Source organism: Sulfitobacter sp. BSw21498 (assembly GCF_006064855.1).
Taxonomy (GTDB): Bacteria; Pseudomonadota; Alphaproteobacteria; order Rhodobacterales; family Rhodobacteraceae; genus Sulfitobacter.
On sequence record NZ_CP040753.1, the window covers coordinates 1764288 to 1776603 of the forward strand.

A 12316-nucleotide genomic window follows, 5' to 3' on the forward strand; every position below is an offset into this window, starting at 1 on the left:
TCGCATCGAACGCCGCGCAGATCACGGGCTAAGGTACCGCGGCGGAACGAACCCTATGGACATCACTTTTCTCCTCAACGGGGAAGTCGTGTCACTGACCGGCGTCTCTCCCACCACGACGCTGCTGGATTGGCTACGCGAAACCCGATATCTGACCGGCACCAAAGAAGGCTGCAACGAAGGCGATTGCGGCGCGTGTTCCGTGATGATCAGCGACGACCAGGGCCACCGTGCGCTGAACGGCTGCATCCTGTTCCTACCCCAGATCAATGGCAAGGCCGTCACCACCGTCGAAGGGCTTGCCGCGCCCGATGGCAGCTTGCATCCGGTGCAGCAAACCATGATCGACCACCATGGCAGCCAATGCGGCTTTTGCACACCGGGCTTTGCCGTCACCATGGCCACCGACCACCTGAACGGGTCCACCGACCACGACACGACGCTCGCCGGCAACCTGTGCCGTTGCACCGGCTACGCGCCAATCATTCGGGCTGCCAAAGCGGCCGAGGCAACCCCCGTGCCGGCCCACCTGAGAAACCTCAAACTTCCAGATGGCCCTAAATCCTCGGGGGGGCCGGCGCAGCCGGACGGGGGCGGACAGCCCCCTGCGACCTCGCACCCCACGACCACAGATGAACTAGCCCGCTGGTACGCCGATCACCCCGACACGACCTTGATCGCAGGGGCGACGGATGTGGGGCTTTGGGTCACCAAACAATTCCGCGATCTGGGGCCGGTGGTGTTTCTCAACCAGATCCCTGACCTGCGCGGCATCACCGATGGCGGCGATCATTGGCGCATCGGCGCAGCCACCACCATTTCAGCGCTCGAGGCGCATTTCGCACCGCTCCACCCCAGCCTTGGCGCGATGTTGCTGCGGTATGGCTCGGCGCAGGTGCGCAACGCGGCAACCATCGGGGGCAATATCGCCAATGGCTCGCCCATCGGGGACGGCCCTCCGGCACTCATCGCCATGGGGGCAACGCTGCACCTGCGCCACGGTGACAGCAGCCGCAGCCTACCGCTGGAAAATTTCTTTATCGACTACGGCAAGCAAGACCGCGCCCCCGGCGAATTTGTCGAGGCGATCACCGTGCCAAAGCTGCCAACTGCCAAGGATGACACGCTGCGCTGCTACAAAATCAGCAAACGCTTCGATCAGGACATCTCGGCGCTGTGCGGCTGTATCAACATCACCCGCGAGGATGACCTGATCACAGACGCACGCATCGCCTTTGGAGGTATGGCGGGCACGCCGAAACGGGCGACCCAGACCGAAGCGCTGCTGGTCAATCAATCCTTTGACGAGGCCACGATCCGCCGCGCCATGGATGCGCTGGCGCTGGATTACCAGCCGATGACCGACATGCGCGCCTCGGCGCAGTATCGTCTGCTCACCGCCCAGAACCTGCTGTTGCGCTATTTGCATGATCTAAATGGCGTGCTCACGAACCTGCACGAGGTGACAGCATGAGCGTTGCTAAATCCCTCCCCCATGACGCCGCCAAGCTCCATGTGACGGGGGCCGCGCGCTACGTCGATGACATCCCGACACCGGCCACAACGCTGCACATCGCCTTTGGCCTTAGCACTGTTGCCGCGGGCACACTTGATGGCATGGACCTGCGCGATGTCGCAGCCGCCCCCGGTGTGGTGGCGGTGCTGACGGCGGCAGATCTGCCGTTTGACAATGACGTGTCGCCCTCCAACCATGACGAACCCCTGCTGGCCACCGACGCGGTACATTACGCGGGCCAGCCTGTGTTCATGGTTGTCGCGACGACCCACCTTGCGGCACGCCACGCGGCGCGGCTTGGGTATCTAGACATCACACCGACCTCCCCAATCCTTACCATTGAAGAGGCGCTGGCCGCTGAGTCCCGCTTCGAAGACGGCCCCCGCATCTACCAAAAAGGCGACGCCGCAGCCGCCCTGACCACGGCCCCCAAAAGCCTGAGCGGGACGATCAATATTGGTGGGCAGGAGCATTTCTATCTGGAAGGTCAGGCCGCACTCGCGCTGCCGCAAGACAATGGCGACATGGTCGTCCATTCCTCGACCCAGCACCCGACCGAGATCCAGCACAAAGTGGCAGAGGCCCTAGGCAAACCCATGCACGCAGTGCGGGTCGAGACGCGGCGCATGGGTGGTGGCTTTGGCGGCAAGGAAAGTCAGGGCAACGCGCTCGCCGTGGCCTGCGCCGTAGCCGCCGCGCGCACAGGACGCCCCTGCAAAATGCGCTATGACCGTGACGACGACATGATCGTCACTGGCAAGCGTCATGATTTCCGCATCGACTATACCGTCGGCTTTGACACCGAGGGCCGGATCAGCGCGCTGGATTTCACCCATTACACCCGCTGTGGCTGGGCAATGGACCTGTCCTTGCCCGTGGCGGATCGTGCGATGCTGCACGCGGATAATGCCTATAACCTTGATAACATCCGCATCACCTCGCACCGGTTGCGCACCAACACCCAAAGCGCCACGGCGTTTCGCGGCTTTGGCGGGCCTCAAGGGATCGTGGGGATCGAGCGGGTGATGGACCATATCGCACAATCACTCGGCCTTGATCCACTGACGGTGCGGCGGGCGAATTTCTATGCTGATGTGATGCAGCCTGATGCGATCGGTCAGGCCCATGACGACCGCGCCGTGCCCGATGCAGCGGCCGACCTTGCCTCGCGCGGCGCGCCGCCTGCACCACAAGACGGCACGCCACCCAAGCCTAAAGATGCGCAAACCACGCCCTACCACCAACCCGTGCAAGACTGCATTATCAACGCGCTCACCGACCGGCTGGCCCAAACCTCGGACTATGCTGCCCGCCGCGCTGCGATTGCGGATTGGAACGTGACCCAGCCGATCCTGAAACGCGGTATCGCGCTGACGCCGGTGAAATTCGGCATCTCTTTTACGCTCACCCACCTCAATCAGGCGGGGGCGCTGGTGCATGTGTATCAGGACGGGTCGATCCACCTGAACCACGGCGGGACGGAAATGGGCCAAGGCCTTTTCCAAAAGGTCGCGCAAGTTGCGGCAAGCCGCTTTGGCGTCGAATTGTCAGCAGTCAAGATCACCGCGACGGACACGGGTAAAGTGCCCAACACCTCGGCCACGGCGGCGTCTTCGGGGACGGACCTGAACGGCATGGCGGTGCAAGCGGCCTGCGACACAATCCGCGACCGCATCGCCGACCATCTGGCCGAACGCTATCAGACAACGCTAGATCAGGTGCGCTTTGCCGACGGGCAGGTGCAGATCGGGGAGGAGGCCATTAGCTTTGCCCAAGCTGCCGCCTCTGCCTATGAAAACCGCGTCTCACTGTCATCGACAGGCTACTACAAGACACCGGAGATCGAATGGGACCGCATCGCAGGCAAGGGCCGCCCGTTCTTCTATTTTGCTTACGGTGCCGCAGTCACCGAAGTGGTGATCGACACGCTGACCGGCGAAAACAGGATCCTACGCGCCGACATTTTGCATGATGCGGGCGCGTCGCTGAACCCCGCGCTGGACATCGGCCAGATCGAAGGCGGCTATGTGCAGGGCGCGGGCTGGCTCACGACTGAAGAACTGGTCTGGGACGACAAAGGCACGCTGAAAACCCACGCGCCGTCGACCTATAAGATCCCCGCCATCTCTGACCGGCCCGATGTGTTCAATGTGGCGCTCTGGGACGAACCCAACCCCGCGCAAACGGTCTATCGTTCAAAAGCGGTGGGAGAACCGCCACTGATGCTGGGGATCTCAGCCTTCATGGCGCTGTCGGATGCGGTCAGCGCCTGTGGCGACGGATTTGGCGATCTGCAAACACCCGCAACAGCCGAAGCGGTACTGACCGCGATCGGGAATGCCCGCAATGCCCTTTGACCGCGCAGCCCTGTCCCAAGCGGTCGCAGCGCATGGCGATGTCGCGCGCATCGTTGTGGTGCAGGTCAAAGGGTCTGCCCCACGTCCGGCGGGCACATCGATGCTGGTCTGGGACGGCGGGGCCTTGGGTACCATCGGCGGTGGCCAGCTCGAGCTGCAATCCATGCGCGACGCCGCCATGATGCTGGCGGGTGGCCCCCGCAGCAAACTGACCCGCGCGGCCCTTGGTCCCGCAATGAACCAATGTTGTGGCGGGGCGGTGACCGTGGTGATCGAGGTTTTCGATGCCGTCACGCTGGACGCCTTGTCCGACACCTACCCCGACATCTATCTGCGCGCGATTGATCCGGCCGCCCCGCCCCTTGCCGACAGCTTTCGCGCCAAAATCGACCGTGCCAGTGGCAGCGCGACACCGCTGGCCATTACCCTGCACGGCGGTTGGCTGGCAGAGCCGTTGTGGCAGCCCTCGCGTCATGTGGTCATCCACGGCGCAGGCCATGTCGGCAGCGCGCTGGCGCGCATTCTGGCCCCCTTGCCGCAGTTCCGCGTCACACTGGCCGACCCGCGCCCCGGATATCTGGATAACCTGCCCGAAGGCGTCACCGGCGTGGATGGCCCTTGGGGTGTCGCGCTGCACAACGCCGACAGCGACGCCGCGCATTTCATCATGACACCGGCGCATGATGACGATCTGGACCTGTGCCACCGCCTGCTGCAACGCGATTTTGGCTTTGGCGGATTGATCGGGTCGGACACAAAATGGGCGCGGTTCCGCAGCCGTTTGGCCGCCCTTGGTCATGCGCCCGAACAGATCGCCCGCATCACCTGCCCCATCGGCGCGCGGCAATTTGGCAAGCATCCTCAAGCGATTGCCCTCGGAGTAGCTACGCAACTCTTGCAATTTGACCCTGCCCGCACGAATAAACAGCCAAGTTTGACACAAAAGGAACGCTGCGCATGACCGACACGCCCCTTCTGGCGCTTTCCGGGCTGACCAAAGCCTACCCCGGTGTTGTCGCCAATGATGACGTGTCATTGCGCATTGCGCCGGGCGAAGTTCATGCGTTGTTGGGGGAAAACGGCGCCGGCAAGTCGACGCTGGTCAAGATGATTTATGGGTTGGTCAAACCCGACAGCGGCACGATGCAGATGCACGGCACCAGCTTTGCCCCGCAAGAACCCCGTGCCGCCCGCGCCGCGGGCGTGGGCATGGTGTTCCAGCATTTTTCCCTATTTGACGCGCTGAGCGTGGCAGAAAACATCGCCCTCGGGATGGAGAACGCGCCCAAGCTGCGCGCCCTCAGCAAGCAAATCCGCGACGTGTCAGAGGCCTACGGCCTGCCCCTGGCCCCCGACCGGATCGTCGGCGACCTATCCGCAGGCGAACGCCAACGGGTCGAGATTATTCGATGTCTGCTGCAAGACCCCAAGCTGTTGATCATGGATGAACCCACCAGCGTTCTGACACCACAAGAGGTTGAAATCCTGTTCAAAACCCTGCGCAAGCTCAGCGCCGAGGGCACCGCGATCTTGTATATCTCCCATAAGCTCGAAGAGATCCGCAGCCTGTGCGACAGCGCGACGATCCTGCGCTTGGGCAAAGTTGTGGGCCATTGCACCCCGTCGGAAACGACAGCGCGGGACATGGCAGAAATGATGGTGGGCAGCACGCTCAAGACGCCGACGCGGGCGGGCAAGACACCCGGCGCGGTGAAGCTTGACCTCATGGGGCTCTCTGCGGCCTCGCCCAGTTCATTCGGCATGCCGCTGCGTGATATTACCGTGCAAGTCCGCGCAGGCGAGATTTTGGGTATCGGCGGTGTCGCGGGCAACGGGCAAGATGAACTGCTGTCGGCGCTGTCGGGCGAGCTGCTGACCGCCGCTGGCATGGTCGGGTTCGACGGACAGGACGTGGGCCAGATGGGCCCCACAGCGCGCCGCCGCCTGGGCATACTCACCGCGCCCGAAGAACGTCTGGGCCATGCCGCCGCCCCCGATATGTCGCTGACCGAGAACGCAATGCTGACCGGAGCCGTGCGCGAAAACCTTGAGCGTCGCGGAATGTTGAACTGGCCCGCCGCCAAGCGTTTTGCCGAACGCATTATCGCCGATTTCGACGTCCGCACGCCTGGCCCCGGCAATGCCGCGCGGTCGCTGTCGGGCGGGAACCTGCAAAAATTCGTCATCGGCCGCGAGGTGTTGCAACGACCGCAGGTGCTGGTGGTCAACCAGCCGACATGGGGCGTGGATGCCTCTGCCGCGGCCGCGATCCGGCAAGCGCTGCTGGATCTGGCCGAAAACGGCACGGCGGTGATCGTGATCAGTCAGGATCTGGACGAGCTGATGGAGATATCGGACCGCTTTGCCGCCCTGAACGAGGGCCGCCTGTCAGAGCCACGTCCGGCACAGGGCCTGACTGTGGACGAGATCGGATTGATGATGGGCGGGGCCAATGGGATGGAGGTGGCGCATGTTTGACGCGTCGCTTGCGGGGGTTTTACACCCCCACACCCCCGTGGAGTTTTCCCTGCAAAATGAAGTGTTTGACAAGAAGTGGTGTGTGGCATGATGCGGCTTGAGAAACGGCCTCAGGCCAGCCGGGCGTTTTCCTATGCCACGCCGGTTCTGGCGGTCATTGCCACGATGGTGTTTGGTGGCGCGTTGTTTGCGGTACTGGGCAAAGACCCGCTAGCGTCGATCATGACGATCTTTTGGGAACCTCTGTTCGGCGATTTCGCGTTTTATTACCGCCCGCAACTGCTGGTCAAAGGCGCGCCATTGGTCCTGATCGCCATCGGGCTGTCGCTGGGGTTCAAGGCGGGCATCTGGAACATCGGAGCCGAAGGCCAGTATATCATGGGTGCCCTTTGTGGGGCCGGGGCGGGTCTGGCGTTCTATCCGACAGAGAGCGTGTTTATCTTTCCGATCATGGTGCTCGCCGGGGCGCTTGGCGGTTGGGTCTGGGCCATGATCCCTGCCGTGCTGAAGGTGAAATTCGGCACGAATGAAATCCTAGTGTCGTTGATGCTGGTCTATGTCGCAGAGCAGTTCCTTGCGTCGGCCAGCCTTGGGTTGCTGAAAAACCCCGAAGGCTTTGGCTTTCCGGGCAGCCGCAACCTGCAGCAGTATGCATCAGCCCATAATGGCGAGCTGTTTGCCGGATCGGGCATGCATTGGGGTGTGGTCGCGGCCTTGATCGCAGTGATCTTTGCCTATGTGTTGCTGGCGCGGCACCGTCTGGGCTTTGCCATCCGCGTCACGGGCGAAGCACCCCGTGCGGCACGGTTTTCGGGTGTGAACCCGACACGGCTGGTGCTGTTTTGCATGGGCATGTCGGGGCTGCTGGCCGGTCTGGCAGGCATGTTCGAGGTCGCAGGCCCCGCAGGGCAGATCACCATCGATTTCAACGTCGGCTACGGGTTCACCGCGATCATCGTCGCCTTTCTGGGGCGGCTGCATCCGGTGGGCATCCTGCTGGCCGGTGGCCTGATGGCGCTGACCTATATCGGCGGTGATATCGCACAAAGCCAGTTGGGCCTGCCCGCCGCCGCCATTCAGGTATTTCAGGGGATGCTGCTGTTCTTCCTGCTCGCCTTTGATCTTTTCACCCATTACCGGCTGCGTCTTGGCCGGACGGAGGTCGCGTAATGGATCTGTCTGCAATCAATCCGATCCTCTTTGTCGCGGGCTTTCTGGTGGCGGCGACGCCGCTGATCTTTGCCGCACTCGGAGAGCTGGTGGTCGAGAAATCCGGCGTGCTGAACCTTGGCGTCGAAGGGATGATGATCATCGGTGCGATCTGCGGTTTTGCCACTGCCGTTGAAACCGGATCGCCGCTGCTGGGTTTTGCCGCCGCGGCCGTGGGTGGGGCGTTGTTGAGCCTGCTGTTCGCCTTCCTGACGCAGATCACACTGGCCAATCAGGTCGCATCGGGCTTGGCGCTGACGCTGTTCGGGCTGGGGTTTTCGGCTTTGCTGGGGCAAAGCTATGTCGGGGTAAAACCGCCGCGCCTGCCGGATGTGAATTTCGGGCCCCTGCATGACATCCCCGTCATCGGGCCGATTTTCTTTTCCCATGATATCATCTTGTACCTTGGCTTTGCGCTGGTCGTCGCGGTCTGGGCCGTGTTGAAATTCACCCGCATGGGGCTGATCCTGCGCGCTGTAGGTGAAAGCCACGAGGCCGCCCACGCCCTTGGCTATAAAGTCGTGCGGATACGGACACTGGCGATCATGTTTGGCGGGGCCTGTGCCGGATTGGGCGGTGCCTATATCAGCCTGATCCGTGTGCCCCAATGGACCGAAGGCATGACCGCAGGTGTGGGCTGGATCGCGCTTGCGCTTGTGGTCTTTGCCAGCTGGAAGCCATGGCGGCTTTTGCTGGGTGCCTATCTTTTTGGCGGTATCACTCAGCTTCAACTAAATCTGCAGGGTGCCGGCGTTGCTATTCCCGTAGAGTATCTGGCAATGTCACCCTACATCATCACCATCCTTGTACTGGTGATCCTTTCTGCGGATAAAAGCGCTGCTCCGGCATCGCTGGGCCGCATTTTCCACGCCTCAAACTAGGGGCATATCTTCAAGCGCCCGGCAAAAAGGCGCGTTACTCAGGGGACTACGTTATGAAATTCACCACACTTATGGCCAGCGCGGCTTTGGCGCTTGGGCTTGCAGGCGGGGCCTATGCTCAGGACAAGACCAAGGTCGGCTTTGTCTTTGTTGGCCCCGTCGGCGATGGCGGCTGGACCTACGAGCACAATCAGGGCCGTTTGGCCGTCGAAAAGGAATTCGGCGATGCCGTTGAAACCGTGTTTGTCGAGAGCGTGGCCGAGGGCCCCGATTCCGAGCGTGTGATGACGCAGATGGCATTGGACGGTGCGGATCTGATCTTTACCACCTCGTTTGGCTATATGGACCCGACCATCAACATCGCGGCCAAATTTCCGGATGTGAAATTCGAACACGCCACCGGCTACAAGCGCGCCGACAACGTGTCGACCTATTCCGCACGGTTCTACGAAGGCCGCGCCATTCAGGGTCACATCGCGGGCAAGATGACCAAATCGAACATCATCGGCTACATCGGGTCCTTCCCGATCCCCGAAGTGATCCGCGGCATCAACTCTGCCTATATCCACGCCAAAAAGGTCAACCCGGATGTCGAGTTCAAGATCGTCTGGGCCTACACATGGTTTGACCCTGCGAAAGAAGCAGACGCCGCCAAGGTTCTGATCGAACAGGGTGCGGACGTTGTCTTGCAGCACACAGATTCCACGGCCCCCCAAGCGGCTGCCCAAGAAGCAGGCAACGTGATCACCTTTGGTCAGGCGTCCGACATGGCGCAATACGCGCCTTCCCCCCGTGTGTCGTCGATCATTGACGACTGGGCCCCCTATTACATCGCCCGCACCAAAGCGGTCATGGATGGCACATGGGAAAGCACGGACACATGGGACGGCATCGGTGCCGGCATGGTTGGCATCGGCGAGATCACAGACGCAGTTCCTGCCGACGTAAAAGAAGAAGCGCTGGCGCTGAAGGCCTCCATCGCGGACGGGTCCTACCACCCGTTCACCGGTCCGCTGAAAAAGCAGGACGGTTCGGATTTCCTGGCCGACGGCGAAACAGCCGATGACGGCACGCTGGCGGGCATGAACTTCTATGTCGAAGGCATCAAAGGCGACATTCCGAACTAAGCCGGACGTCACGATAAACGATATAAAGGCCTCGCAGACGCGGGGCCTTTTTTATTGTGAAATCATCGCGGTGCCCCCCCCCTGTCTTGCGACAAAACGCATCTGGCGCGTCTTGATCAAGCGGCCTAGAGAAGGCGCATGCGTTTCTTGCCCGCCTTTCCTTGTCAGCTGATCGCCACCTTTCTGGTGCTGATCTCACTTGCGACATCGGGGTTTGCGCATCGCTTTGCACCGGTAGACCTGTCGCTGGAATTGCAGGCCTATGTGGCGAATGGCGGCGTATTGGCTGACCTGTGCGGCACCGGCAATCCGGCGGATGCTGGCAGCAGGGCCGACTGTAAAACCTGCCGTCTGATCGGCACCATGGCACTGCCCCACGCGGTCACCGGTCTGCCCGTTCCCGTGCTTGGGCAAACCCAAACCCTGCGCTTTGTCGCAAAACGATTGCTGCACACGCGCAAGCCGGACCCCAGCCGCCTGACCCGCGCACCGCCCCAAGTCTGAACACCTATTCCACCTGTTCATTCTTTTCGCCTGCCGATGATGCAGGCCCTTAGGCTTGGAGCCCTCATATGACGCCCCCTACCCCCACCGCGCAGCCCCAAGGGCGCGTGAACAAACTCTATTTCGCGGCGTGGCGCTGGCATTTCTATGCCGGATTGTTCGTGCTGCCCTTCCTGTCGATCCTCGCCGTCACCGGCATGGCGATGTTGTGGATCGCGTGGATCGACGGGCGCGACGGTGAATATACCCCCGTGACCGTGCAAGAAACCGTCCTGTCGGTATCCCAGCAATCGCAAGCCGCGGCCGAGGCCGTGGCCGGCGGCAAACTGGTGCAATATGCGGCACCGCGCGCACCCGATCTGGCGGCGCTGTTTCGGGTGGACCGCGATGGTGATGCGGTCATGGTTGCAGTTGATCCCTATACGGCAAAGATGATCGAGAGCTTCCCGCGTCGGTCCGGCTGGTACGATTTCGCGGACGGCATCCACAGTGACCTGATGCTGGGTGTGACCGGTGATCGCATGATTGAAGCAGCGGCCTCGCTTGCCTTGGTGCTGATTGCAACGGGGCTTTATATGTGGTGGCCGCGCGGTGCAGGCTGGCGCGGTACGCTGGTGCCGCGTTTCACCAATGGTCGCGCCACGTGGAAATCGCTGCACGGTGTCGTGGGCATCTGGGTCTCGGTGTTTCTTGTGCTGTTCCTGATCTCGGGCCTGTCTTGGGCGGGCATCTGGGGTGGCAAGATGGTGCAAGCCTGGAGCCAGTTCCCCGCCGAAAAGTGGGACGCTGTGCCATTGTCCGATGACATCCACGCCAGCATGAACCACCACCGCCGCGAGGTGCCTTGGGTGCTTGAACAAACGCCGATGCCTGCCTCTGGCAGCGACGCGGGGGCTGCGGGCGTTGCGGGGGAGGTCACGATCGACAGCATCGATGCGCTGGCGCGCGAGATCGGTTTTGACGCGCGCTATCAGATGAACCTGCCGCAGGGCGATACCGGCGTCTGGACGCTGAGCCGAGATTCGATGAATTCCGACAGTTCCGACCCGATGTCGGATCGCACCGTGCACATCGACCAGCACAGCGGCAATATCCTCGCCGATGTGCGCTATGCCGACTATTCGCTTGCAGGCAAGGCGATGGCGGTGGGGATTGCGCTGCACATGGGCACCTTGGGGCTGCTGAGCGTACTGGCCAATACGCTGGTCTGCCTGTCGGTCCTGTTCCTCTGCGTTAGTGCGCTGGTACTGTGGTGGAAGCGTCGCCCTACCGCCGCTGGCCGTCTGTCCGCTCCGCCCATGCCGTCAGAGCTGCCGCTCTGGCAGGGGGCTGTGCTTGTCGGTCTGTTTGTGTCGATGGCCTTTCCCATGGCGGGGATCGTGTTGCTGGCGGTGCTTGCGCTCGACGCGTTGATCCTGTCGCGCCTGCCCGCGTTACGCCACCGCCTGACATGATCTGAACAGCACCCCCGCGCCACCCGTCAAAGGCAGCGCGGGGGATGCATCCCCACTATTCATCCGGCGGCAACACGCTATCATCAGCGTCATGATTAAAATCCACCACCTGAACCGGTCCCGCTCTCATCGCATTTTGTGGCTGCTCGAAGAAATCGGCGCGCCCTATGATGTCATTCCCTATAGCCGCGATGCCAAGACCAACCTCGCCCCGCCCGCGCTCAAGCACGTGCACCCGTTGGGCAAATCCCCCATGGTCGAGATTGACGGCACGCTGATTGCCGAGAGTGCCGCAATTACCGAAGTGCTCTGCACCCGTTTCGCCCCCGAGATGATCCCGGATCGCGACAGCCCCGCCTATCTGCAGCATCTTGAGCTGATGCACTTCGCAGAAGGCTCTGCCATGACGCCGATCCTGCTGAACCTCTATGTCAGCCGCTTGGGTGACGCCGGTGCGCCGCTGCATCCACGTATCACCTCCGAGCTGGACAGCCACTATAGCTATATGAACAGCCGCGTGCGGGCGTCAGGGCACTTTGTGCAGGATACGCTGTCGGCTGCCGACATTATGCTCAGCTTTCCGGCAGAGATCGCGATGCAGCAAGGACGCGCCAAGGATTATCCGGCGCTGGCGGGCTTTGTCAAAATGATCCACGCGCGCTCCGCCTACGGTCGTGCAACAGAGCGTGGCAAGACCGACGCCTAACCGCGCGGTTGCACGTCCCACCGGCCCGTGTCACCCATATGCGAACAGCTTCGGGCCGGTGAGACAGCCCCAAGCGGAAACCAG

The 12316-nt window shown here is 62.0% G+C and carries 10 protein-coding genes; all 10 read left to right on the forward strand.

All coding sequences use genetic code 11. The annotated features are described in order from the left end of the window. Positions 1-55 precede the first annotated feature (55 nt). The 10 genes from xdhA (at position 56) to E5180_RS08670 (ending at position 12232) form a co-directional block, all read left to right on the forward strand. The gene (xdhA, locus tag E5180_RS08625) at positions 56-1474 is read left to right on the forward strand and encodes a xanthine dehydrogenase small subunit (RefSeq protein WP_138924018.1); all 1419 of its coding nucleotides are present in this window, start codon (positions 56-58) and stop codon (positions 1472-1474) included. After that, complete coding sequence (gene xdhB, locus E5180_RS08630; protein WP_138924019.1) at positions 1471-3873, forward strand: xanthine dehydrogenase molybdopterin binding subunit; 2403 nt, start codon at positions 1471-1473, stop codon at positions 3871-3873. The genes xdhA and xdhB overlap by 4 nt, the downstream gene beginning before the upstream one ends. Further along, complete coding sequence (gene xdhC, locus E5180_RS08635) at positions 3863-4834, forward strand: xanthine dehydrogenase accessory protein XdhC (RefSeq protein WP_138924020.1); 972 nt, start codon at positions 3863-3865, stop codon at positions 4832-4834. Before xdhB ends, xdhC begins: the two co-directional genes overlap by 11 nt. Then, complete coding sequence (locus E5180_RS08640) at positions 4831-6351, forward strand: ABC transporter ATP-binding protein (RefSeq protein ID WP_138924021.1); 1521 nt, start codon at positions 4831-4833, stop codon at positions 6349-6351. Before xdhC ends, E5180_RS08640 begins: the two co-directional genes overlap by 4 nt. A gap of 87 nt (positions 6352-6438) precedes the next feature. Then, positions 6439-7521: an ABC transporter permease gene (locus tag E5180_RS08645; protein WP_138924022.1), complete on the forward strand. Its 1083-nt coding sequence runs from the start codon at positions 6439-6441 to the stop codon at positions 7519-7521. After that, positions 7521-8441: an ABC transporter permease gene (locus E5180_RS08650; RefSeq protein WP_093734321.1), complete on the forward strand. Its 921-nt coding sequence runs from the start codon at positions 7521-7523 to the stop codon at positions 8439-8441. Before E5180_RS08645 ends, E5180_RS08650 begins: the two co-directional genes overlap by 1 nt. A gap of 53 nt (positions 8442-8494) precedes the next feature. Beyond that, positions 8495-9568 (forward strand): BMP family ABC transporter substrate-binding protein, encoded by a 1074-nt coding sequence (locus tag E5180_RS08655; RefSeq protein ID WP_138924023.1) that lies wholly within the window; start codon positions 8495-8497, stop codon positions 9566-9568. 138 nt (positions 9569-9706) lie between these two features. Beyond that, positions 9707-10072 carry a hypothetical protein gene (locus tag E5180_RS08660; RefSeq protein WP_138924024.1) on the forward strand — a complete coding sequence of 122 codons (366 nt, stop codon included), beginning with the start codon at positions 9707-9709 and terminating at the stop codon, positions 10070-10072. 68 nt (positions 10073-10140) lie between these two features. Next, positions 10141-11526 carry a PepSY-associated TM helix domain-containing protein gene (locus E5180_RS08665; RefSeq protein ID WP_138924025.1) on the forward strand — a complete coding sequence of 462 codons (1386 nt, stop codon included), beginning with the start codon at positions 10141-10143 and terminating at the stop codon, positions 11524-11526. A 91-nt stretch (positions 11527-11617) separates the two neighbouring features. Beyond that, complete coding sequence (locus E5180_RS08670; RefSeq protein ID WP_138924026.1) at positions 11618-12232, forward strand: glutathione S-transferase family protein; 615 nt, start codon at positions 11618-11620, stop codon at positions 12230-12232. Positions 12233-12316: the final 84 nt, after the last annotated feature.